Source organism: Clostridium sp. TF11-13AC (assembly GCF_003481065.1).
Taxonomy (GTDB): domain Bacteria; phylum Bacillota; class Clostridia; order Lachnospirales; family Lachnospiraceae; genus Otoolea; species Otoolea fessa.
Genome location: NZ_QUKJ01000001.1, coordinates 448,099 through 473,674, shown reverse-complemented (window position 1 = coordinate 473,674; position 25,576 = coordinate 448,099). Strand labels below are relative to the sequence as shown.

General features: G+C 38.5%; 26 protein-coding genes. All 26 read right to left on the bottom strand.

The genetic code is table 11. The features are described 5' to 3' along the window. Positions 1 to 18: 18 nt before the first annotated feature. Entirely contained in the window at positions 19 to 231 is a 213-nt protein-coding gene (locus tag DXD12_RS02030; RefSeq protein ID WP_118637182.1) for a hypothetical protein, read from the bottom strand. A gap of 188 nt (positions 232 to 419) precedes the next feature. Further along, complete coding sequence (locus tag DXD12_RS02025; RefSeq protein WP_147353135.1) at positions 420 to 692, bottom strand: hypothetical protein; 273 nt, start codon at positions 690 to 692, stop codon at positions 420 to 422. Between the two features lie 111 nt (positions 693 to 803). Next, positions 804 to 1,577: a hypothetical protein gene (locus DXD12_RS15515; RefSeq protein ID WP_243105327.1), complete on the bottom strand. Its 774-nt coding sequence runs from the start codon at positions 1,575 to 1,577 to the stop codon at positions 804 to 806. Position 1,578: 1 nt separating this feature from the next. Beyond that, a complete protein-coding gene (locus DXD12_RS02015; RefSeq protein WP_118490802.1) occupies positions 1,579 to 1,962 on the bottom strand; it encodes a VOC family protein in 384 nt (127 codons plus the stop codon). 134 nt (positions 1,963 to 2,096) lie between these two features. Next, positions 2,097 to 2,429 carry a hypothetical protein gene (locus DXD12_RS02010; RefSeq protein ID WP_118637180.1) on the bottom strand — a complete coding sequence of 111 codons (333 nt, stop codon included), beginning with the start codon at positions 2,427 to 2,429 and terminating at the stop codon, positions 2,097 to 2,099. Positions 2,430 to 2,482: 53 nt separating this feature from the next. Further along, on the bottom strand, positions 2,483 to 4,555 hold the full coding sequence (locus DXD12_RS02005; RefSeq protein WP_118637178.1) for a P-loop NTPase fold protein: 2,073 nt from the start codon (positions 4,553 to 4,555) through the stop codon (positions 2,483 to 2,485). Positions 4,556 to 4,717: 162 nt separating this feature from the next. Continuing rightward, positions 4,718 to 5,335, bottom strand: a complete 618-nt coding sequence (locus DXD12_RS02000; protein WP_347561354.1) for a VanZ family protein — start codon at positions 5,333 to 5,335, stop codon at positions 4,718 to 4,720. Next, complete coding sequence (locus tag DXD12_RS01995) at positions 5,336 to 6,241, bottom strand: sugar phosphate nucleotidyltransferase (protein ID WP_333563186.1); 906 nt, start codon at positions 6,239 to 6,241, stop codon at positions 5,336 to 5,338. Positions 6,242 to 6,402: 161 nt separating this feature from the next. Then, positions 6,403 to 6,894 (bottom strand): acyltransferase, encoded by a 492-nt coding sequence (locus tag DXD12_RS01990; RefSeq protein WP_207665258.1) that lies wholly within the window; start codon positions 6,892 to 6,894, stop codon positions 6,403 to 6,405. 13 nt (positions 6,895 to 6,907) lie between these two features. Beyond that, a complete protein-coding gene (locus DXD12_RS01985; RefSeq protein ID WP_118637176.1) occupies positions 6,908 to 8,374 on the bottom strand; it encodes an oligosaccharide flippase family protein in 1,467 nt (488 codons plus the stop codon). A 14-nt stretch (positions 8,375 to 8,388) separates the two neighbouring features. Then, a complete protein-coding gene (locus DXD12_RS01980; protein WP_333563187.1) occupies positions 8,389 to 9,117 on the bottom strand; it encodes a glycosyltransferase family 2 protein in 729 nt (242 codons plus the stop codon). A 39-nt stretch (positions 9,118 to 9,156) separates the two neighbouring features. Then, a complete protein-coding gene (locus DXD12_RS01975; protein ID WP_118490792.1) occupies positions 9,157 to 9,555 on the bottom strand; it encodes a capsular biosynthesis protein in 399 nt (132 codons plus the stop codon). Then, complete coding sequence (locus tag DXD12_RS01970) at positions 9,548 to 11,194, bottom strand: capsular biosynthesis protein (protein WP_118637174.1); 1,647 nt, start codon at positions 11,192 to 11,194, stop codon at positions 9,548 to 9,550. Before DXD12_RS01970 ends, DXD12_RS01975 begins: the two co-directional genes overlap by 8 nt. A 15-nt stretch (positions 11,195 to 11,209) precedes the next feature. Further along, positions 11,210 to 12,346, bottom strand: coding sequence for a WavE lipopolysaccharide synthesis family protein (locus DXD12_RS01965; protein ID WP_118637172.1), 1,137 nt, complete (start codon positions 12,344 to 12,346; stop codon positions 11,210 to 11,212). A gap of 3 nt (positions 12,347 to 12,349) precedes the next feature. Beyond that, entirely contained in the window at positions 12,350 to 13,606 is a 1,257-nt protein-coding gene (locus DXD12_RS01960; protein ID WP_118490786.1) for a hypothetical protein, read from the bottom strand. Between the two features lie 20 nt (positions 13,607 to 13,626). Next, on the bottom strand, positions 13,627 to 14,766 hold the full coding sequence (locus DXD12_RS01955) for a glycosyltransferase (protein WP_118637170.1): 1,140 nt from the start codon (positions 14,764 to 14,766) through the stop codon (positions 13,627 to 13,629). After that, positions 14,763 to 15,992: a Coenzyme F420 hydrogenase/dehydrogenase, beta subunit C-terminal domain gene (locus DXD12_RS01950; RefSeq protein ID WP_118637168.1), complete on the bottom strand. Its 1,230-nt coding sequence runs from the start codon at positions 15,990 to 15,992 to the stop codon at positions 14,763 to 14,765. Before DXD12_RS01950 ends, DXD12_RS01955 begins: the two co-directional genes overlap by 4 nt. A 12-nt stretch (positions 15,993 to 16,004) precedes the next feature. Further along, the gene (locus DXD12_RS01945; protein ID WP_118637166.1) at positions 16,005 to 17,156 is read right to left on the bottom strand and encodes a polysaccharide pyruvyl transferase family protein; all 1,152 of its coding nucleotides are present in this window, start codon (positions 17,154 to 17,156) and stop codon (positions 16,005 to 16,007) included. Beyond that, the gene (locus DXD12_RS01940; RefSeq protein ID WP_118490778.1) at positions 17,153 to 18,217 is read right to left on the bottom strand and encodes a glycosyltransferase family 4 protein; all 1,065 of its coding nucleotides are present in this window, start codon (positions 18,215 to 18,217) and stop codon (positions 17,153 to 17,155) included. Before DXD12_RS01940 ends, DXD12_RS01945 begins: the two co-directional genes overlap by 4 nt. Continuing rightward, positions 18,214 to 19,584, bottom strand: a complete 1,371-nt coding sequence (locus DXD12_RS01935; RefSeq protein WP_118637164.1) for a sodium:alanine symporter family protein — start codon at positions 19,582 to 19,584, stop codon at positions 18,214 to 18,216. Before DXD12_RS01935 ends, DXD12_RS01940 begins: the two co-directional genes overlap by 4 nt. A 19-nt stretch (positions 19,585 to 19,603) precedes the next feature. Beyond that, positions 19,604 to 20,479 (bottom strand): ATP-grasp fold amidoligase family protein, encoded by an 876-nt coding sequence (locus tag DXD12_RS01930; RefSeq protein ID WP_118637162.1) that lies wholly within the window; start codon positions 20,477 to 20,479, stop codon positions 19,604 to 19,606. Between the two features lie 2 nt (positions 20,480 to 20,481). Beyond that, a complete protein-coding gene (pssE, locus tag DXD12_RS01925; protein ID WP_118490772.1) occupies positions 20,482 to 20,979 on the bottom strand; it encodes a PssE/Cps14G family polysaccharide biosynthesis glycosyltransferase in 498 nt (165 codons plus the stop codon). Then, entirely contained in the window at positions 20,980 to 21,444 is a 465-nt protein-coding gene (gene pssD / locus DXD12_RS01920; protein ID WP_118490770.1) for a PssD/Cps14F family polysaccharide biosynthesis glycosyltransferase, read from the bottom strand. A 23-nt stretch (positions 21,445 to 21,467) separates the two neighbouring features. Further along, a complete protein-coding gene (locus DXD12_RS01915; RefSeq protein ID WP_118637160.1) occupies positions 21,468 to 22,016 on the bottom strand; it encodes a serine acetyltransferase in 549 nt (182 codons plus the stop codon). Positions 22,017 to 22,026: 10 nt separating this feature from the next. Then, entirely contained in the window at positions 22,027 to 23,274 is a 1,248-nt protein-coding gene (locus DXD12_RS01910; protein WP_118637158.1) for a nucleotide sugar dehydrogenase, read from the bottom strand. A 728-nt stretch (positions 23,275 to 24,002) separates the two neighbouring features. Further along, a complete protein-coding gene (locus DXD12_RS01905) occupies positions 24,003 to 25,463 on the bottom strand; it encodes a sugar transferase (protein WP_118539089.1) in 1,461 nt (486 codons plus the stop codon). Positions 25,464 to 25,576 lie beyond the last annotated feature (113 nt).

The window sequence follows — 25,576 nt, the reverse complement described above, 5'->3', positions numbered from 1 at the left end:
TCAACGCATTTCTCGTTTTTATTTTCTGTATTTCAAACTCCGATACGCATCCAGCACGAACTCCAAAAACTGGGGACTCATCTGCTCCAACATGCTCTTTCCATCCACATTCCCCAACATGGTCACACCCGCTTTTGACAGGTCATCTTCTCTCTTCCCCAACTCGTCTGCCACGGCCGCATCAATGAACGCCGCGAACTTTGCTCCGTCAACATTGCTTTGTACCGGCATCGGTGCACTTGACGAATAAAAATGAAATAGAGGAATTGCTCAGAATACGGGCAGAAGATAATAACTGACCAGCGCCCCAATGTGTATCACACACAGCGAGGGCTTTTTTGAACTCCAGAAGTTCATTTTATTTCCGTTACAAACTATATACTTCCATCATAAGCCGTATCCCGACTTTCAGACCTTCCTCAAAAGCAGTCTTCTCCCATGCACAGCACACTGTTCCCTGCCGGTCCATAATCTTCTCCCAGAGGGGAATCTTTATCTCCGACATAGTCATCTACGAGCCTATTCATACCTTCCAAGCCACGCAGCCACTCTTCCAGTTCCTTTTCCTTGACCTTTGCGGTTTTCCCGGCAACTGTGTTTTTCTCTACTGGATTATTCTCCGTGTAATGTTCGTAGATCAGATCAAGCAGATTCTCCACTGGCGGATAATACTCTGGTTCCGTTTTCCTCAAATACTCCTCCAGCATTTTCTTCAATTTTTCTATAATGCTACCATCCTTCCCAACTGAGATTCACATCCTCAGTTATGGCACATATTACCGTAGACTTCTGTACATAGCAACCTATTTTTTGCGGTTTTTCGGATGCCCCATCTTCTCCTTTACTTCATCCGGCACATCGATCAGCCCGAACCGATAGAATATCCCATAAATGTAAGTCACGCCCCGGATATCGCCCAAAGCTTTCGGGCGGTCTACCACTTCTCCTTTAATATTCTTCAGCGCCAGCAGCACTGAACTCCACGCTAGACTTTTACTCTTCTCCTGGCGGTCGATCCACAGCTCTTTTGTGTACTCACCGTTCCTGCCTTTTTTAATTTCGTAAGAGAATGGCAATCCAGAGTATGTTTTAAATCCTACCCCGGCATAGGACACAACCATGCCCCAGAAGTTTTCTTCTGTCGGATCACCCCTCCACCGCTTCATTGCTCTGTATCTCCGCTGCCGCTCTGCTCCGACACTGATCTTCCCTTTTTCTGCTGTGCTTGGGAAGTACACACCTTTCCGATATGGCAGGTACGAGGTGGCGGAGGCTTTGGAAAGTTTCAGAGTGTTTGCAGTTGAGAGTATGGAGGTTTTGTAGTCTTGTGTTTCACGGTATTCTTGAAAGGTAGCTTGCACCTTCTCCGCCACTTCAGATTCATACACACCGGCCGTGATGAGCAGCTTTCTTACTTTGATTGGATTTAATCCCAGTTCTTCGCCGATGGCCTGCAAGGACATCTCAGAATCATAAAGTGCCACAGCACTTTCCATCTGCTCTTTCAGATTTTTCCCAGCATCGTACTCTGGCTTCAACTTCTTCCGGCCACCGCCTGGTTTTCTTGTTTTCTTCATTTTACTCATGCAGCTCCAACGGCAGTCCGTCCGGGTCATGGAAGAAAGTCATCTTCTTGCCGGTGTAATCATCCACACGAATTGGCTCACATTCAATTCCTACCTCTGCCAACTCATTCACTGTCTGCTCCACGCTCTCCACACAAAATGCAAAGTGACGCAGCCCACAGGCCTCCGGGCGGTTCACACGCTTCGGCGGGTTTTCTTCTGCAAAAATCTCCAGCTCTATGTGTTCGTTAACACGCAGATCCAGCTTCCAGTCTTTACGCTCTGGGCGATAGTTTTCTCTGATGACAGAGAATCCCAGCTTGTTCACATAGAAATCCTTAGCTGCTTCGTAGTCAGATACGATGATTGCAATATGATGTATTTTTGATAAATTCATTTTATGTCACACTCCATTTCTTTTATTTCCGTTATAAACTATATAGCGACCTTCAAAAAAACCGTGTGCGCTTTCCAGCTCCCGGAGGAGCCTGTGTTCCTCACACGGCATTTATTTTCTCTTGGATTCTTGTTTTATTTCAGTTTTTCCAGAATCTCATCAGCGCTCATACCGCTGGCTAATAATCTCTTAACCACACTCTCGGCTTCAGCCTTCTTAGCTTCTTCAGCAGCCTTAGCATCTGCCTTTGCCTTCTTCGCTTCCAGGGATGCCACTTCTTTTTCGACCTTCTTCAAAGCAGTCTTCTTCTCCTTCAAATCAGCCTTCAAAGTGTCAATGTTAGCGGTGATGGAAGCGATCTCAGTATTTAGAGATGCAACAGTCTCCTGCTTCTCTGCGATCTGAGATGCGTAGTCTTTGGTGGTATTGATTTTGGGACGGTTTTTGCTACCTTTGGTTCTGGGCATAGGTGATAACCTCTTTCTTTTTTTAATGTTTTAAGTATAGCACTGCAGAAATATTATTTCAACTTAGCGAGAATATCATCAGCACTTACACCATCTGACAGCATCTTTTCAATCACATCGTCTATCTCAGATTTCTTTGCTTGTTCCGCTTCTTGTTTCTCTGCTAATGCCTTTTCCTCAGCTTTTATTCTATCTTCTTCCTCTTTATTTTGAATTTCTTGTAGCTTTTGCTTCTGTTCAACAATCAAATTATCGATTACTTCAAGAAAACTATTTGCATGTGCCTCAGATATTGGTAAAGATTCAACTCGGCATTTATCCAAAATCTGCAATACACGCCGTTTTAAGGTTTGAAATCCCTCTTCTGGCAACTTAATCTTATAGTCCTGTGTGCATATATTAACCTGCCACATTCTCTTAAAGTAATCTACAAAGCTACTTTTTTCTGCATTTGTCACCTTTTCGAACCCATCCGCTGTGGCCTCGGCCATCTCGACATCAAACATATCAAACCGCTTATTCTGCGTTTGAGCCAGGGCATTCAAGGGTTTTTTCTTCATCAAGCTCACATAAAGAGCTTTGTTCTTTTCAAACATCAATGTGTTGGAACTCAAAAATTCATTAATTATTTTATATGCATTCCATTCTTCCGGCAAAAATAAATCCTTATTGTCATCACCAATAATCATACGGTGGCGTGGTTGCTCTTCTCCAGTATGAATCATTTTCTCAATCTGCTTATGAATCCCATCGCAAATTTTTTCCCACTTAATGTCTGGAAGCTGAATATTATACTTTCTAGCCCAACAACTATTGTACAGCAAATTCACATAATCATTTAACTCCAATGTGCCAGTATATGCTTCTTCCAAAAGTATCGGGTATCCGTCTCTTATATCAACTTCATCTAAATCTAAAAGTCTATTCATTCGCACTTTTTCTTCCGGGGTAATAGCTTTGTCTCTATTTATGACATAATCAAATTCTGCATCAAGAGTATCTTTCGCCCACTCTCCATGCCAAATCCATTGCTTAATTCCACCCGTAATGAATTTATCATCATAAAATCCAGGGTAAAGTATAGACACCTTTTCATCAGAAAAAAGCGTTCCATATCGTGCACTTTCTGGAATCAATCCCGCCCGGAAACACAATACATATGAAAAATATGTAAAAAGCCATTTTTCTCTATTATCAATATGCTTTTCATTAAGTAATATATATATTCTTTTAAAATCTTGAATTGCGCATTTAAGGCTTCGGATGTTATGCGGTCTATGTTTAAGCAACTCCTGAATTTTGTCTTTTTCACTTTCGAGTTCTGCCCTTGAATTTCCAGAATATTTCTTTGAGATCAACTGTTCTAGTGGTATTCCTTCTACTGATGCACCTGAAAAAATAGAACTAATAATTTCCTTATATTTTACAAGGAGTGCTTTGTATTCTTGAGAAACCACATCATCATCCTTACACTCTATACTATCAATTACATTAGAAACCACTGAAGAGTAATCCGGTACATAATGTATCGTTCTTTGGATAATTTTTTCCTTTATTTCACTATACTTAATTTTATCTTTTTCACTTGACTGTATTTTTTCCTCATTTGCCACTACGATTGTATTAATATGAAGATTTTCACAATAATCGTTGATACAGCCTAATAAATCAGACGTTGGAATATCAGTACGCTCCAAATCATCAAATATCAAGATTACTCTTTTATCTCCCATTTTAGGTTCGACTTTTACGAAATCAATAGCATTAAAAGATAATACTCCACTCACAATGCTTTTCCAAGGCTCTGGAAGGTGTTCAGCACCTTTATCCGCAACTGTCTTAAAAACTTCAGTATACTTTTGAGCCTTTTCAACCCATCCAGACGCTGGAGTATTTAATTCAGCTACGGTTCTAAGCCAACATTGCTTTACTTCTTTCTTTACCTCTTCTATCGACGCCATGCCAAATAGACTCACACGCAAAAACACACATTTATCCTTTAGCACATTTGATAAACTATTATTTAATAAATATGTTTTTCCACATCCCCACTCACCAGTGAGCATCAGTGCTCCCACAGGTTGTGGTTCATCACAGTAATATTTCAGTTCTTCTAAAGTATCCATATCGTAGCTCCTATGAGGTCAATCGCTCATTCTTCACATCTCAGCCGATTATCGAATTCCTGATTCTTAGATCGTTGCCTGCTGCCCACCACGGAGAGGTGTGTGATTATCAGAGCAGCGTAGGGAGCTACCGCTCCCAGTATATCACAATTTCATCCAATTTTACAGATGCTTTCTTGCCTTCATCACTGCACAATACATCAATCCGCCAATCATTCCACCTACTGTATTATAGAAGATGTCTGATAGCTGAAACGTACCTAGACGGAGCAATAACTGCAACATCTCAATGCTCACCGAAAAGATAAATGCTATCTTCCCGCTTTGCCACAGGATCTTCTTCCAACCGTTTCCTATCTTTTCTTCGAATGTCCACATCACTACGGCAGAAAACGGCACCATCATGATCACATTCTCAATACACTCCGTTGTCAGCTTCTGTTCGCCGTTCACTGTCTCCCAGATGCCCCAGCCGCCCATGACATCGGATAAAGGATTCATCCACAGCTGACGGTTTAACAGAGTTCGGAACATAATAAGTGAAGTCACAAAGGCCAGGAAGAATAGTTTCCGAAAGAACACACTCTCCTTGAATTTCTGATACCATGTCACTATGGCACTCTTCCAACCTTTGCCTGCTGCGGTAGGCTCATACGCATACAGGTAGAAAAACATAGCAAGAAAAGAAAGCAAGAGTGAGAATCCAAACGGCTCATACAAAGCAATCAGGATGTTTGTGAGGATCTTTCCGAGTAAATCAATCGTTTCTTTCATCGTCATTTACAGATCACTGAACAAGTCAGCCTTGTACACACCATTCTCCAGCATCTCCTTGAAGCTGTCCTTTACAGCTGCGACATCCTCATGATAGGTCATGCCATACCATGTATCATTGGTTTTCAGAACCTTTACGGACATCCTGCCTTGCTCTAATAGCTCACCGATGAAGATAGGGATTAGATATTCTGCCTTCATAGGATTGCCGGGTACTTCTTTCCCAAAGAACTCTTTGAAGCCTTCTTCCAGCACACCCAGGAAATCAGGAGTTAATCCCCACATATTCATAGAAACAAGTGAATTAGCGTCGATCACCACACCATCTGCCTCTGCTCCAACAGCAGTTTTTACGATGTTCTTGGTCTCCATAACCTCTGTCAGGTTATGCTCCTCATCCATCTTGCAGACACCACGGGTTACACCGCCATAATCGGACAGAGTATTCTTCAGAACAAATCCCGCCATGCAGGACTCGCCGCCATTCACCAGATACTCATGAACAGCCTTGAATCCTTCTTTACCATAGTAGTCATCTGCATTGATAACTATAAACGGAGTCTTCAGCAATTCGTTAGCTGCCAGTACCGCCTGACCGGTTCCCCAAGGTTTTGTACGACCTTCCGGAAGTTCTCCTGGAATATCGTTAATATCCTGGAAAGCGTAATCTACAGTTACATTATGAGATGAGCAGATAGATGCAATACGGTCACCAATGACCTCTTTGAACTCCTTCTTGATATCCTTACGGATGATAAATACTACATGGTTGAAGCCAGCCTCAATCGCATCATGAATTGAGTAGTCCATGATGATATGGTTCGCATCATCCACCGGCTCTAACTGTTTAATTCCTGTTCCGAAGCGGCTGCCGATACCAGCTGCCATGATAAGTAATGTTGTTTTTATCATTCACTTTCCCCTCATACTGTTTATGTTTAACGCCGTACTAGCTTTATGCGATATATCGTGTTATCTATGTTTTTGTTCTCCTAGCGCTATTGAATATCAACATCCTATCAGGTTTTGAGTTTAAGTGGAAAAAAAATAATTTTGTTATTAATGTGTCCCACTTATAATTCTTTAATTTTTTTAGCAGGAACTCCACCGTAAAGACAATCACTTTCGCAATCTTTTGTCACAACAGAACCTGCTGCAATAACAACGCCATTACCAATAGTAACCCCTGGCATAATCAATGAATTTGCGCCAATCCAACAACCGTCGCCAACAATTATAGGCTTTGGATGATACATACCTGCCCTGCGCTCAGAATCGGCCACATCATGATCACTATTCATAAATGTTACATTCATTGCGATGTTGCATTTATTTCCAATAACAATATCTGCACCTAAATCAAACCAGCATTCATAATTAACAAATGTACCCCCCCCCATTTTCAAATGGCCTTTTCCCAGTCCCAAATAACATCTTGGCTTTATTTCACAATCCGCTGGAATTTCCGCACCATATAAACGATAAATTTTCATTCTTAACCGTCTATGACATAATACTCCGGCCGCAATTGAATTCAAAATAAAATCCTTAATTATTCCCTTCATCCTCATATGCTCCTTATCTATTTTCTTGCAAAACTTTTTTTAGGTAGTTCATAATAGTATCACGCTTAACAACAGCCATCACTATAGCAATACCAATCAACATATATTTTAACCACAGGATACTATTTACAGCCATTATTGCGAATCCACCGATTATAACCCCTATGGACAATATTAAAATAAATTTAATATCATAAATCTGAATTCCGTCAAGTAGTTCCTTGCACACTTTCTTATAAAACAAATAGTGAACAAAGCAAAAAAATAAGTAGCAAAAAAATGTTGTATATGCCGCTGCTTGATATCCGAAAATATTAATAAAAATATAGTTCAGTATCAAATTTAAAACTGCGCAAAAGATAGATGGAATAACAACTGTAAGCTTTCTCTCATAATATTCTTGAAGTCTTGCAAATAGCTGAAACAGGTAATTAAAAAATACACCTATACAAATCGGCACAATAACAGTAGCACTTTCAATGTATTTTTTTCCTCCAAAAATCAGAACCACTTCTTTGCTAAACAGCATCAAACATCCTAACATTATTGCCACAAACAATAAGACTTGATTAGCTACATTTGATAAACGCTCAAAATTTTTTGCTTTAATTTGTTGATATTGATACGGAGCAAATGATGAATTCAGAGCTCCTGTTATTAAATTAATTAGCGATCCTACTGAATAAGAAACACTATATATTGCCACATCGCGTGCGCCACTCATATAATTTATCATCAATTTATCGGAACTTTGTAATACAAACTCTGACAAGTAATGCGGCAGCAAACTAACACAAAAAACCAATGCAAATGACCACATTTTTTTATTATAAACTGTATAGTTGTGCTTAAATATTGATATATATATTCCCAATCCAATAATCGCAGTTACTATGCTTTGTGGAACTAGCCGACCTTCAGCAGTATCAGATACGAAAAGTACACACAATACTCCTAATAAAGACGAAACCGCAGTGAGAAGGATCGTAACTATAATCAGACTTCGATATTCATATGTATACCTTTTATAAACTTGCCAACAGTGAATGCCTGCTTGGGCAATAAAAGTCGCAAATAGGCATATAACCAAGGTTTTTGACATTTGCATCCATCTGGATATCTGATCTACAAAAGCTAAAGACACAATAAACCATACTAGTGTAAGAATTAAACTAAGTCCGCTTACTGCTGATAAAACTTGTTCTTTATTGTCATATTTGACATAGAGGTTCATCATTGCCTTATATAAAGATAATGTAGTGATTAAAATCAAGACATTCTGCCACGATGTAAAAGTTGACACCAGACCGTACTGTTCTTCCGACAATACTCTGGTAAATATTGGTGTCGTTATCATGGTGATACCACGTTGCATGAAATTGCAAATGGTAAACCAAAAGCCAGCCTTTACCGGCAATGACATATTTTTATATTTCTTCTGAAATGTTTTCCATATATTACTAACTCTATTCACGGTCATGTGGGCTACCTTCTTCACATCTTTTCCTTTAAGAAAATTTGTAGTTCCTCCGGTGTCCCAAGAACATGAACTTTATCAGAATCTACAATGCTGATAGTAACATCCATGCCCTTCTCAATCATATAATTATAAAGAGGTGCGATATATTTTTCATTTTTTTCCATGTGCCTGTCATCCACATAGTATTCTTGATATAAATCTTCATAAAGTTTGGCCGAAGAAAAATAATATGCTCCTAAGGTGCAGTTGTCAGAAATTCTCACTTTCTCCCGCACTTCTATGACTTTTCCAGCATTGTCAAGTTTTGCAAAACTCCAGTGGTCACCTTCTGCATGGAAGCATGGGATATGTCCATCTCCCGAAATATCCTCATATTTCATTTCACCAGGCTCAACATAAGTGTCAATATTGTAAACCACAATTGCATCATTTAGATTACAATAAGGAATTGCCAACATACATGTAGTTGCCTGCCCATCTGTCATATGATCAATTTCCACAATTTTCACATCATGGATTCCGTATCTCGCGCAATGTTCTTTTATAAACGCCTCTGCTTCATCTTCTTTTCTTACCACAAACACATATCTGCTTACAATTTTGTTATATCCAATCAAACTATCCATTGACCAATCAAAAAGTGTTCTCCCTTTTGCGTCAATCATATATTTAGGACAGTTATATCCTACCTTGCGGAATCGACTGCCTAAACCAGCCATCGTGATAATTATAGTCATGCCCATATTTTATTCCTCCATCAGTAAAATCTTCATTGATACTACTTAGTTGCTCCGTTCCCTCGATTTATTACAAATTTCATTCAATTCGTCTACAGAACAATTAAGGAATTCATCTGGCCTTACAGTTCGATCATCAACATAAAATCCCATATGTCCTGGCCATGGTTTCCCATATAAAATTTCATCGTATGGAATTTCCCATTTATCTAGCCATGAAAGCAACACTTTTGCCGTGCTTTTATTTATCAATCCCATATTTCCATTGTAGGAATTCATGTTTCTAGATGTAAAAAGAATAATTTTAGCTCCGTGATCATGGTAAAATCTTAATTTTTCTACCATTTCCTTATAAGGAACTAAGTCTTCATACTTTTCATTCTTTTTTTTAATCGGACACAATGTGCCGTCTATATCAAAGACAAATGAATATTCATCAAACATTCTTTTTTTCTCCTATCTGTATATCAATTACTCTGTTTAGAATTTCCAATCCAGTGCCAAGCATAACCATTTGATGCCTAATGCTCTCGCCATGAAGCGGAATCATACTCAAGAAAAGCAAGGCCTCAATCAATTCAATTTTTTTTAAATCACTATCAATTTCTGCAGCAAATGTACTCAAAAATACCTTATACAAGTTAAATTCCCTTTTTCGATCCTGAATACGGTAATTAATACACGCTCTCTCCGAATTGTAATCAAGGTCAAAAAGATCTTTTATAATGAAATCATATTTTCCATCCACACTATGGAACAGTTTTGCGAGTTCATAACGAAAATCACCAAAAATATCGTAGGTGCCAAACTTTCCTCGCGGATCAATCACTTTAATAAACGAAAAGTTTGAATCCACCATAATATTTGCAAAACATAAATCTCCATGAATGATATTAAAAGTATCTACATCATACAGCATCTCAGGTATCGCCTTTTCCAGTGCTATGATAATTTCATTTAAAGGTAGATACTTTTTTCCATTCACTTCTATTGGTGACTCAAAAAAAGCTAAAAATCGTCCATCCTTTTTCATTTTTTCAAAACGCTGCAAAGTTTTTGTCAGGTACATTTCTTCTAATGCAGAGTGGATATTAGTATCCTTCACCGTGTAGCGTTTAAAATCATCACACACAAAACGAATTCGATTAAAAATGTCAATCCACTGCTGTAATGTCAAATCGCCATAGAGGAACAGCTCGTGGACAGTATGATATGCATAGTATTCCATAGAAACATATGGATTAACATACGATGTCGAATAATCAAAAATTCTGGGTCTGACATACTCAACGTCTGCTGGCAATTTTAAATACCATTTAATCTCCCCAATAAACTTATCCTTATCATCGCTTGTCTTTTTCAGAATGCCACGGTTTTTATCAATTGTAATATGGTTGAATTCTCTAGCACGTACCTCTAGTTTTGAATTATAGTACTTATCCTCATGGCCAATATCGAACCAGTTATTCGCCAGTACTGCTTTCATGGGATACTTTTTACTATACTCCTGTAAAGCATAATAAAAGGTACTCATCTGTAATGATTCTTGTTCAAAGGCCATTTCTAGGCATCTTCTAAAATAGACAGCATCAGTAAATTGAAATACACCAACAAATAGCTTCTTCTTTATTTCTTCCTTTACAGGTTCTTTATCATAAATCTGTACAATGGTACCGCCTTTTTCATCAAAATATGTCCAAGTATCAGACATATAGTCTTCCTGGCAAAAAAAAGCATTTCCCTTGATTCCTGTAACGCTATCTAAGACAATTGTATCTGCAAAATTAATAATAACTGTACCTACAGCATCTTTTAATCCAAAGTAAATAGTATGCCCTAAATCACTTAATTCTGGAAGAATCTTAATATTCACTTTTTTTCCAAGATAATTCTTCAACCTTCTTTGTACTTTATCTGCATTTTCATAACATATAATATCAATAGAATTCGTCTTTTCTTTATACTGTTCATACAAATAATCAAAAGTAATTCTCTGATTTATTGGGTAAATGATTGCCGGAAGTTTTCCTAATTTTTGGAGCTCTTCTGGAACCACTTTAGCAGATGGTATTATTAGCCTCATCAGATTTTTCCTCCCTTATATCTTCAAATTAAGTTTGTCACAGGTCTGCATATAATATTTTTCAAATTCTGGCTTGTATTTAAAAAATCCCTGATTGAGCAACAGCCAGTTCTGAAAAGTCCAATTATATTGCAGATATAAATCTGTATTGTCATTTTTACTATATGTTCGAAAAAGTTTACTTTCATTATATCTATCGTATTTCGGCCAAAACAATCCTATATCATCCCAAGAAACTGTAATTAGATAATTGCTAACAAAATCCCAGTACCCCCTCACTGTATCTTCCAAATTCTCTGTAATATATTTTTTGATATAATTTTTTACAATTTTAATTTCTGGTGCAGTAATATTATAATAATCTCCAATTCTTGGATTACTACTTAATAAATCTCTCAACCATATTCTTCGCTCGTCTTTTGTTCTATTTGGGCTTACATCCAACTCTATGTCAAAAAGATTTCTGATATCTTGTACCGTTCCAAAATACAAGAAATCCGCAATGAAATACGGAATAAACATTCCTCCACCAACTGTTGTTTGGACTGCTATAATTCGTTCCTTCTGTTTTGCACTGTCAACTTCTTGCTTTATTGGAAACTGATCTATTAATGTTTTAAAATATTCCAGCATGTGCGGTTTGTAAATCCGCTGATCTGAGCGTGTCTTTAAAATATACTTAGCACCTGCATCATCTGCACATTGAATGCCGCCTTTTGTGGAAACAATTTGGAAATTCATATTTCCCAGTCCAAAGATGCCCGGTGCTGCATTTAACACTATATCCGCTCCAGCTGTCTTTAGACTATCAATTTCACTCTTATTAGAATCATTCCATGTAGAAACAATGACCTTACATCCGGGATAGTAACGTTTGTAAAGTTTAACCGTATTTAAGGTAAAATGATTATCTAAAATTAGCGGTCCCTGTATCACGATTGCGACATCGCTCATGTTTGAGAGCATCCCTGAATGCACAATCAAATTTTCTGCCGAACCTGATCTTTTTCTATAAGAACAGTAATCTCCTGTTTCTTTTTCATAAGACATACAGCAATCCCGCATTAAAATATCTGCATAATGTCTATCTTTTTTTGTTACAATTGAAAAGAAAAAATCCGTGATTCTTTCCACCGTATGTTTTATTTTCATTGTCTATTTCTCCTCGTCCAACTCATCATTCAATTTGTGTTCCATATAGCACATAAGAAAGACCATACCCAATGTCCAACTTGGCTTATTCCACCAAAATGTAATATTGTATAGCAAGATTGTCAATGAAATAACAAAGCCAAGAGGCCAATATATATTTTTTATCTTATATAATTTCCAAGCACTTTTATATAATTTATAAAACCACTTGATAACAACACTTGCTCCTAGCAATCCATAAACATATACAAAAGCGAAAATCCCATTGTCCACCAACCCGATTCTTTCGTTTCCCACCGCAATATATGCTGTTGATGCAGTGCCAGAATATCCAATATTAGGATATCCGCATCCAAAAATTAAGGTTGCAGGACTTTGTTTAAGCTGTCTCACAAATTCATCTCTAGCTACTTTTCGGATTGCCATCGTGTCAATACCTGTTGTAGTATTATAAAATTGCATCTGCAAAGCTTCATTAAAACGTTCAAAAAATGCACTATTAATAAATACCACAACTGCAATAACACCAATCAAAATCATACATATTTTTCTAAATGAAAGCCTTTTCATCAGTAATATCATTACTGCATATCCAAGAACTACTGAAGCTAATTCCAATCTTGATTGTCCAATAATCAATTCGTATACAAGTTCTATCGCTACAAAAAACAGATATTTTTTGTTGTTCTCTTCCAGATATTTGCTAAGGCCCAAGAATCCGATAATAACACACATAAAACTGTCTACATATAAGCGTGTCACTCTTGCTGCCTTATATACATGCACAAACTGAACATAATCAATTAAATTCACTTGAAGCCAATAGATTATGACAGAAAGAACTCCACAAAACAGCAGACCGTTAACCACTGTATTGATATCGATTTTATCTAAAGCAATTAGCTTTCGGATAGTAAAATAACTTACTAGTATAAAGATATAATTTCGTTGTGGAGCAAATCCCATTGATAACGGTTGACCAATAAGAAAATTACATTGAACGATTGATATAATCGCCAAAACAATCAATGCACTAACATCGGATGAAAAATACATCCGAACAGATTTTCTATTTAACCTATATCGAATATACAAAAGAACAATTCCTGCCATAAAAAGCAGAAACCAAGTCATCGCATAATTAAGAAATATGATCCTAAATGTATCTGTATTGATTAGATAAAAGCAATGTTCCATCAACACAAAGACAAAGATTATAAAATATGAGTTTAATGATTTTGTTCCCACCTTAATTTCCATAAATTACTTTCCTCTACTGTTTATATTCGCGCAGAATGAACATAAAAATTCTCTAGTTGTTGAGCTGTATTTTTAATGTCGTATCCTGCATCTATTACTTCTGCTCTGCAATCCGAGCGTTTATCACAATCTGGCACAACTTTCAGCATTTGATCTGCCCAATCATTTGGATTCCATCCATGTACACGAATAAACTTCGGTGTAATATCAACTTCATCAACAATAGTGTCTGCACAAATCGTAGGCAATCCAGCAGCTTGTGCTTCTATTGCAACAATTCCAAGACCTTCAAATCTTGATGGGAATATGAACATATCCATAGCCTGTAATACGCCCGGAATATCATACGTCACACCATAGAAAATCACAGAATCTGCAATTCTCATATTTTTTGCCTTATCTTGAATGCTTTGAAGAAGTTCACCCTCTCCAACAAGCAACAATACGCTATTCAGACAGTGTTTGTGAAATTCCGCAAATGCTTCCAGAATAAAATCATGGTTCTTCTGATATACAAAACGACCTACATGACCTACTACAACCTTATCCTGTATACCAAGTTCTTCCCTGATTCTTTTTCTGGCATCTTTATTGTAAGCATACTGCTCAACATCAATACCATTCTTTACTAAGGTATAGTTTCCACTTTCGTACACAGATTTAGGAAACATGAATTTTGCTGACTTTTCTGAAATTGTGAAATAATCCGTTACAACTACCTTCATCAGCAATTTATAAATTGGGATAAAAGCATCTCTCAACGGCTTTTGACTTTGGAAATTATCATTATGCGAGTGCATGACAATCGTTGGAACGCCAGCGATTTTAGCTGCAATCGCTACCATGACATCATATGGTGTTGAAGCATCCACATGAACAACATCATATTGCTCCCGTTTGAACAGGTTGACCATGGCTCTCATTTTGATAAAAAATTTCAAAAAATCATTCTTTATGTTCGCAACATCAATTACCTGTTTTTTTCCACCAAGAGAAATTGCTTTATCCTCTAAAAATTCTTTTTTATTTCTAAAAACCAGATAATCAAATTGAATATTATCTGCTATCAGCTCATTGATCGTAACTGTAAGTTTTGAGATACCTCCGCTTCCCAGAGGTGCCATATGTATAACTTTTACGGTCTTTTGATTATCATTCATTTTCTTTTTCTCCTGTTCATTCTTACCTTTTTCATTGTTCTAAAGAAGAAATGCGAAAATGGCATCTTATGGATAATCGGCTTCAAAGCAGTCGCCATTTTGTCTTTTCTCGATGCAGGCAGATATTTTTGAATCAAATCATCATAAGACATTCGCCCAGAATCTTCAAAAAATTGCGATCTATTTTTCGGTATTTCAAAAGTATAATCTTCTTTATAGATTTTGCTTTTCAAATCATCGTTTTCTAATGTCTCAACATGAATCTTTTTAATCTTTTCCGAACCAATATCATTCAGAAAATCTTCACCTTTTCTTGTATTGATCTGTACAATGGATGTTCCTCTATCATCATCCATTTGCTTAGAGTAATCACCAATCTGCCAGAAATCTCCAATCGTAAAATCTGACATCTTATTTCTTCCACGATAAACACACTTATAACAGGACGGTCTCAATCCTAGTTTGGAGAACATTGTCTTTGTATATGTTTTAACATCAACAATATCTTCCAATGCCTGTCCATTTTGCAGCATTACCTTAATATTGACACCTGCATATCCATATTTTTTATCGCGGAAATATACTCTTGAAACTTTACTGCCATGTTTTTGAGCAATATCCTGAATCCATTCTTTGTAAAGCCCTGGTGACGGAACACCATAGCAAACCAGATCAACCGTAAGCAAGTGTTCTTTTTCTTTTTTGCCAAGATAATATAGTAAACCTTCTACCTGGCATGGAGTACCTACAAACAAAACTGTTTTATCGCTTGTAATTAGTTCTTGTCTGATTTTTTTGAATGTGTCTTTCAAATCTGACTGAACATATTTCGAGCCATACAAATCATTCAGCTCATCAAACTCCCTTGCTTCCTTATGCACAACAATGGCTGTATCATCAAATCCTGCCGCCCAAATTGTGCCACCTGAAGAAATCACCTGTTCTGCCAACAAACCAAACATACCGCCACTTGTACTAACTTTGCGAACATTCTCATTTATGTTCTGACAAGCGATATATTTAACACGATCTGTTCGTTCTTCCTCATGTTCTGATAACTGTGAGCATACTCTCTCACACAGACCACAATTCACACATGAATCAGCATCAACTACCGGATACAGAAATCCTTCTCCATCACATTGCATTGATATGCAATTTTTCGGACAAACACTCGCACACGCGGTACAGCCGCAACATTTTGTTTTATCAGATATCTGTATCATCTTCTATCTCTCCTACTTCAGAGCTGTCTCCAAGTATTTAATTGAGTCTGCTCTTAATTTTTCCAGTTTTTCTTCAACAGCGTTGTAATTGATGTCCTTTTCGACATTCATAACGTCTCCGCTGTATCTTCTCTCACTAAGCCCCAATAAGGTACAAAGGCTATCAATTCTACTATTTCTTGAATTTGCTCCTGCATTAAAGCGGTTAAACGTCATAAATTTTTTGTGATTCAGAATGCTGAAAACAGAGCCGTGGAAAGAATCTGTCAAAATATACTCAGCATGACGAATCAAATTCACAAAGTCTACTGCATCCATATCGAAGAGCTGAATATCGCCAAAACTCAAATCACATTCCACATAATTATCCAAGAACGGACAAGTAATCAGTTTCAGCCCTGTCTTGTTTTTGAACTCATTAGCAAACTTTCTATGCTCTTCATTTGTTCCCAAAAAATAGCAGAACACATACGGTTCTTCTACAACTTCTTTTTCCGGAAGCATTTGTTTCCATCCCTCTGCGTCAAACAACAGAGTGGGATCGCATACTACCTGCGCTGTTTTCCCTGTTAATTCTTTAATGATTTTTTGTCCAGCAAGTTCTCTGGTACTCAAATGCTGAAAACGGTTCAAATATTTTGCGGTAGCCTTTTTTTGAGAATTTGGAATTTGGCTCACTCCAAAGCTCGTTGCATATGCAATCTTGGACTTATTATCGGGTGCAAACTCAAGCGTGTAGAAATGGCTTCCCAGATTATTCGGCAGCCAAAGCTGGTCACTTCCACAAAGAAATGCATCATAGTTTTTCTTGCATTTTGCCACAAGTGTTTCCCAACCACCATAAGATTCCGAAAACAATGGAGCAAAATACTTGTCTACAAAAGCATCAAAACGTTGATTTCGTTGTTGCACTTGTGCCTGATAAAAAGGTTTGCTTTTTAGTGCATTATCTTTTTGGTTCCCAGAAAGTTTCGATTTCAAAAACGAGATATTAAATAATCTAGGAATTGTTTGAACAATAAAAGTTGGCGTTATTTTTTTTTTATAACGAATTATTTCCGACTTATAACCAAGCTCCTCAACTTTTTTTACTGTGGCAAGCACCTGTAATTGACTTCCGAAATTTTTTGTGTCATAGCATACTGCTAATCCGATTTTTTTCATACTCTTTTCTCCTGCATCACATCAATATAATATTGAGCTATTTCTTGATGCATCGCGTCCATGCTGTACTTTGTATGAATAAGCGCAATATTATTTTTTCCTATTTTTTCTACTGTCTCTTGATTCATACAATATGTTATTAAAGCTTCTGAGAGCTTTTCAGTGTCTCCTGGCTCTATTAATATTCCATTTTCTTCTTTCACTACTTCTGGAATTGCGCCAACCGTTGTGCTTATAATAGCCTTTCCACAAGCCATACCTTCCAAAATCGCCATCGGAAGTCCCTCATTATAAGATGGAAGCACTAATACACTAGATTTTTTTAGCAGTTCTAATTTTTTATCAAAATCAGCCCATCCCACAATAAAGATATTGCTCTTGAGATTTTTTTCCTCAACGATCTGCTTGCATCTGTCAATATCCCCATCGCCAGCCAAATAACATTTAATGTCCGGTATTTGACCCTTAACTCGTTCTATTGCTTTGATGAGGTCATACGTTCCTTTTCTTTCTCCAAGTCGCCCAAGAGATACAAAAGTATGTGGATGATCTTTGACACTCGTTATAGCGGGTTTCAATCTCTCAGTGTCTATACCATTTTCAAGAACAACACAATTTTTTAATCCAAATGTTTCATCAAACTTCTTTTTCCATTCGGCAGACAACGCAATAACCTCATCTGCTTCTTTCAATATTGAAACAATCTTATCCTTTTGATTGCTTTTTTCATAAAAGAGCATATATTCAGCACCGTGAATATGTAAAATTACTTTTTTGCCCCACTTTTTCGCGGCATGAACATACAAACCTTTTCTGAATGTACTTCCGTATGAAGCTGCATGTATATGGTAAATATCATAATTTCTTTTTGTGAAATAAAACCTAATAAATGAAAATAGCGAAAAGAATAAAACCTTTAATTTATTTCCGTCAATATAGGATTCATAAATATCTATATTAAATTTAGAATTTAATGTCTTATCTTTTTCAATTTCTTCTATAACCGTTGCCATTCCACCCTTTGATCTTGTCGGACTTGGCCCAACTACCAAAATTCTCATTTTTTTATTTTCTCCACATTGTTTCTCTTAAAATAATCATTTTTCATTTTAACGGCTTCATTACTCAACAAAATAATACCAATAAGATTAGGAATTATCATCAATCCGTTAAATGTATCGGCCAAATCCCATGCAAAGCCGAGTGTACTTTGTGATCCAATTAGAATAATAACAACCCATAACGCCTTGATAATCGGCTTTATCTTCTGTCCAAAAATATATTCTCCAGCTCTTTCTGCATAGGTGTAATAACTAATCAAACATGAAAATCCAAAAAGAACAACCGAAGCCAGACAAATAAATCCACCAATTCCGCCAGGTAAAAGTGAATCAAAAGCTCTCATCGTCAGCACCGCACCATCAAGACCACTACTCCATAATCCCGAAAGTACAATTGCAATTCCGGTTACACTACAAATAAATACAGTATCAAGAAATACTTCAACTGGTCCCCATACAGCTTGTTCAATGGGATTGTTTACTTTTGCACCACAATGCACCATTGCCGCAGTTCCCAACCCAGCCTCATTAGAATAAATACCTCTCGCAATACCATATCTCATGCATACAAATACCGAACCCACAATTCCGCCAGTTGCCGCTTTCGGATTAAATGCTGCTGTAATAATTTCTACGATTGCTCCCGGAACCTGAGTAATATGAACAATCATGATTAGCAGCCCAGCAAGAATATACGCTCCGCCCATAAAAGGTGCAACAACCTCACAGACATGACCAATTCTTCCAATTCCACCAAATACAATAATCCCGACCAATACTGCTAAAATCACTCCAGTTACTACTGTCGGGATACTATATCGTTCATTTAATGTCAATGCAATTGTATTGGTATCAACCACACCAGATATAACAAATGCAAACGGAATAACCAAAATCGAAAACAGAATACCAAGCCATTTTTGGTGCAAGCCGTCTGCCAAATAATACATTGCACCGCCGCTGACCGTCCCATCCTTATGTATTTTACGATATTTAATACCCAGTGCAATCTCAGCAAATTTAGTTGCCATACCGACAAAAGCCGCTAAAATCATCCATACAAGTGCTCCCGGTCCGCCCATAACAATTGCCGTTGCTGCACCTGCAATATTTCCGGAACCAACTATCGCAGATACCGATGTCATCGCCGCTTGAAAACTCGTAAGTTCGCCTTGTGCGGTCGGCCCTTCATCCTTTTTCTTAAAAGCCTTTATAATTGTTTGCTTCACAAGCCATGCTGGATGGCGAAACTGCATAAATCCGAATCGGACTGTATAATAGACACCAGTTCCAAGAATCAGAAGCATAATGGGAACGCCCCATACAATTCCATTCACAAAATCATTAATCTTAATAAGTGTTTCCACAATAAACCTCTCTTAAATTTTATTTTTCCTGTAACACACGGCCCAATTTAATTCTTTTAGCCATTTCAAGATCAAACGAGCGTGGGGTAAACGGATCAGATCCTGCTCCATCTGTAAATGTCAACTCACCAAAATAAATGTGGTCGTTTGCCATGTACAAATCCACCCTTACAAACTGGAATGGTTTTGCCAGCTTTCGTACCACATCTATCATTTCAGGAAAATTTTTCCCTTGTGGCAGAACATAATCACTATTTTTTACTCCACCGTTAATAATACCCTCTAATTTATTTCCGTCCATATCGTACATATCAACAGTTTCATCTGTATAACGGTCTGTAAAAACGCCATAATAGAGAGGTTCTCCATCATAGCAGTAAAACTTATAATCTCTTAACGCTCCCGATTCATCTTCCAAATATTCTTCTGCAATTATTCTATTCTTCACGCCTTTATATTGTGGTTCTTTTTTCATCTTGTAAAAATCATCTTTCAACCACTTATTCATCGTAGTAGCGGCATTCTTTTTATTAAGAGAATTTTTATCTTTGCAAATAAGAACCGCACCACTTCCATTTGTGCACTTAAGTACAAATTTATTAGGCAACCTATCATAGTTGATTTCATCCGATCCGTTATAAACGCCATACAATTTATTCAAGTACTTATTCCCAACAGTTTTCTCTACAAAATCTCTGACTTCATATTTATCAACATACCGACTTAGCTCATCAAGATGCCCGTATAATTTCAACCACTGAATTTTTTCGCCAAAATACTGCGGATTTTTCAAATTCAGTATTTTTTGATATCCTCTAAAGTAAATCAGGTAAAGAGCCGGCTTATCCGGCAAAACACGCAGAATATTTCTATATAAATTTTTCGCAAATCCCATAATTATCTCCTCAATGTTTCTATATAATTTTCAATGCTTTTTACGATAGTATTAGTATTCGATTCGTATTCCGAATACTCTGTATGTTTCACTGTTTCTATTGCCTCTGCTAATTCATTTGTGTCTCCGCACGGACAAATCAGATTCAGATCATCAAACTGTTTAACCAACTGAAGCTGGTGGTCATCAACGTGTTCTCCATATTTTGCAAGACGTGGAACAGCAATGACTTTCTTTCCTTTTTTTACTGCACCAATAATCGCACCCGTTCCACCATGAGTAATCACTATATCCGCTTTACCCATTTCCACGCTAAATTCTTCTCTGTCCATGAAATTATTATAGCGATAATTTTGGGGAACATAATCGCTGTAACCAATCTGCGCAAATACATCTTTTCCGCAAATGATTTCTTTTTCACACAGCTTATCCACAGCTATAAGCAATCTATTAAATTGAAATTTCTGGGACCCCAATGTTATAAAAATTTTCTCTGCCATTTAATAGATTCCTCCTAAATATATCGCTTTAGGATAGAACTTCAGCATCGGTTTCCACTGCACATAGAATTGATCGGCAAACTTGTAAAGTAGCTTTCCTGTTTCAGTGGGCGAAGTCACCTTTGCAAATGATTCTATATAAATAAGCTTTTTCCCCATAAGTTTTGCAATAAGGCAAATTGGAATCATCGCCAGAACGCCCGTACAGATAACCACATCTGGCTTTTCTTTCCTATAAATACCAATGGACTTCCATGTATTTACAATCATTTGCCAGACAAAATCTTTTTCCCGGCGGTTCACTTGATTCATGTAGTATGTTTTTTCGCCTTTTGCCTTTGCGCTATAATCTGTTTTTTCGGTTATAACAAAACTGTCATATTTTTCCATCAAAGGTTTTAACATCATTAGCTGCTCATAATGTCCACCCGATGAAGCCGCAAAACATATTTTTTTATCTTTCATACTTCATCTTCCAAATTTCTATATTATTCTCTAAACCACACATTTCCGTGGTCACTTACTCGTATTGCAGGATTTCCCGCTATTGTACAGTTACCCTTTTCAAACGATTTATTTACGATTGCACCAGCACCAATCATCATATTATCGCCAAGAGTTATCTTGCCAAACATTTTGACACCTGGTCCAATCCAAACATTATCTCCAATTACCGGAACAGAGCCTTTTTCGATATTTTGTCCAATGTTCACACCTTGGTGAATATCACACCATTCTCCAATCCTTGCCAACGGATGCACTACAATCAGACCATAGTGATTTATTTTCAGCCCCCCCCCGAAACAGTTGCATGGAATTGAAAACCCCAATTTTAATCCTAGCTGCTTATGTCGCCATTTCCAAAAAAGTCCAGCCAATTTGTTCTTTTGAGTATTTCTATAAAATTCATCCATCCTCAAAGCGATTTCAAATTTCCATACTTCATCTCCAATAATGGACGGTCTGCTTTTCTTTATCCCCAAAGCTCGTTTATCTTTATCCAGACAATCTTGTAAATCATCTCGTGTTTTTATCATGACTTTTTCCTCAATCTCTCTGGAAAATATCTCTCGTGTAAACTTTCTCTTTTACATCATCCAGGCACTTGTCATAGCGGTTCGCAATAATGGCGTGGCTCATTTCCTTGAACTTTGCCAGATTGTTGACCACCACAGAGCCAAAGAATGTCTCTCCGTCCTTCAGAGTCGGCTCATAGATAATGACTGTTGCGCCCTTTGCCTTCACACGCTTCATAACCCCCTGAATAGAACTCTGACGGAAGTTGTCGGAGTTAGATTTCATCGTCAAGCGGTAAACGCCAATCGTGACGGATTTCTCCTTGTCCTCATCGAACTCATTCTCTGCATCATATCCATAGTAGCCAGCCAGCTTCAGAACGCGGTCTGCAATAAATTCCTTACGAGTACGATTAGATTCCACGATTGCTTCAATCAGATTTTCCGGCACATCGGCATAGTTAGCCAAAAGCTGCTTGGTGTCTTTCGGCAGGCAATATCCACCATAGCCAAAGCTTGGATTGTTGTAGTGACTACCGATACGCGGATCAAGGCAGACACCATCAATGATCTGCTGGGTGTTCAGCCCCTTGCTTTCTGCGTAGGTGTCCAGCTCATTGAAGTAAGCCACGCGCAGAGCCAAATAGGTGTTAGCGAACAGCTTGACCGCCTCGGCCTCAGTGAAGCCCATGAACAGCGTGTCAATATTCTCCTTGATTGCACCTTCCTGGAGCAGACCAGCAAACTCATGTGCGGCTTTCACCAGACGTTCATCGTTCGGGTCAGTACCCACAATGATACGAGAAGGATACAGGTTATCGTAAAGGGCTTTAGATTCACGCAGGAACTCCGGGCTGAAAATGATATTCTTGCTGTTGAACTTTTCTCTTGCACTTGCCGTATAGCCCACAGGAATTGTAGACTTGATAACCATAATGGCATTAGGGTTATATTCCATGACCAGCTTGATTACAGCTTCAACCGCAGACGTATCAAAGTGCTGGGTGTGGCTATCGTAATTTGTGGGGGCGGCTATTACAACAAAATCTGCATCGGAGTATGCTTCCTTTGCATCCAGAGTTGCGGTTAAATTCAAGTCCTTTTCTGCCAAGTATTTTTCAATATAATCATCCTGAATCGGAGATTTCTTGTTGTTGATCATATCGACCTTAGCCTGCACAATATCGACTGCAACCACCTGATGATACTGGCTCAGAAGCACTCCCAGCGAAAGCCCTACGTATCCCGTGCCGGCCACAGCGATTTTATAATTTCTCATAGTTCTGTTCTCCCTCACCAATTTTTTATTTGATAAAACAGCAAACAAGCCCACGGCGGATTGCTCAATGGCAATCCACCGTAGGCTCGATTCGTTCTCCTTAATTTTTTACTTGCTGCTCATTTTGTGGGTCAAAACAGAGCTGCACCAAAACCTCCCACCTATAACCTCTGGATTTCAGCTTCTCCGCAGCCTGTCAGCAAATAAACACTTTTGTCGAACGAGTCGAGCCGTCGAAATCCTTTATTTATCGTGGTTTTTCTTGGTTGACCCTATTATATCTCCATCCCCAGTGCCAGCAACAGCGATTTTGAAATTCTTCATAATATTTACTCCTCCGGTCTTCCTTGGACCCAATTCCCTCAAAAGGTGTTTTTATCTATGTACACATCCCGAAGGATGGTATTTCTTGCCAATCGTATTCTTTTACCCCTCAACTTACTTCACGGCACAACAACAAGCCTGTATACAGATTGCAACAACAATCTATACGCAGGCTTGTCCTCGTACCTCCTTATTCTGTTTTCTGCTCTATCAGCTTTCGCTGTGATGGGTTAAGTATAGAGCGCAACCAGAAGCCATTAACCCCTGAAAGCACGCTGGCCGTAACGCACCATGACAAGCAGAAACAAGTTGAGGTGAAAAGGTCAAGCCGCGCAAACCCGCATGAAATCAGGCTTTTCTCTGCTCTCAATCGAAGCCATCCACTTATGGATAACTTGTCCCCCTTACACCGCCCCATCTCTCCTCAAAACCACCATCACCGTCTTCATCAGAATCTTTATATCCATTCCGATATTCCAATTAGTGATATACTCCCGGTCGAGGCGGACAACTTCTTCGAAGTCCGTGATTTCACTTCGACCGCTGACCTGCCACATACCGGTAATACCCGGCTTGATCGCCAGTCTGGCTTTATGGTGCAATTCATAGAGATTGGTCTCTGAAATCAGCGGCGGGCGGGTGCCTACAAGCGACATATCTCCTTTCAGCACATTGAAAAACTGAGGAAATTCATCCAGGCTTGTCCGGCGGATAAATTCACCGATTCCGGTCTTATGGCTTCCATCCGGCATGATTTGATTTCCGATCACGCGCGGGTCAAAATCAAGCTTGAACATCTTTCCATCGCCCAGCTTATTTTCTTTCATCAGCTCATCACGGCGTGTTTCGGCGTCCATGTACATACTTCTGAATTTGTACATTTTGAACCGTTTTCCATTTTTTCCGACTCTTTCCTGGGTAAAAAAGATCGGTCCCGGTGATGACAGATAAATCGCAGGTGCAAGAAATAAAAAGAGTACCGCCGTCAATGCACAGCCGATCAGTCCGCCTATGACATCCATCATCCGTTTGAGAAAAAGCTGGAAAGACGACGCATAATTGATGCTCGTTGTCAGCACGGTATACGGTCCTATTTTCTCCACAAACTGTCTCTTTCCCGGCACACTTGTCACTTTTGCCAGGTTCAGATGCACCGTTACGCCGGTTTCTGTCAGCTGGTTCAGCAGCTTATCCGGATATGGCACCATCTCTGAGGTTATAACAACAACCTCATCAATCCATCCCTGGCAGACATAATGGGGAAGTTCTTCCTCCTCCACTATCACAGGGATTTCTTCGATTTTCTCTCCTACATGCGATTCGTGACATCCGATCAGGCAGACCCCCGCAATCATGTATTGTGCATAATTGTTTTCCTTGATCGTTTTGACCGTCCGTCCGGCTATGTCCTCATTTGTCACAATCAGCAGAACACGCTTGTTTCCATCGACTGTTTTTTTCCGCTGCAGATGCCATTTCCAGCATTCACGCACAATATATGCGATTCCGATATAGAAGACAGCCGTCAGCATCAGTGCCAGCCTGGAATACCTCTGCCCTTCCTGCAGAAGGAACAGATATAAAAGAGCACTGCCTTCTATAAAAACGGCCTGCTTGACAGCTACTATAAATTCCACAAAATGGTCTCTTCTTATGACTCCCCGCATTGTCTCCCGGCAAACCAGCAAAATCAGATCCATCATTCCTAAAAAAATCGCCATATTCCGATACAAAATCGGTGTGTATATATCCCATCCATACCCACTGCATGCATAGGCAAGTATTAATGCCGCCTGCAGAGAAATCACATCCAGGATGATGAAATCGATATGCTTCATCCATCCGCCTGAATTTCTTCTGTACATATCTACCGCTCCCCCCGTCAATGCCTATTGCAATCGACTTTGTAAATCAGCCTCTCAAGGTACCGACAGGTACCTCTCTTACCAGATACCTGCCGGCTTCCGCGGCCTTATCA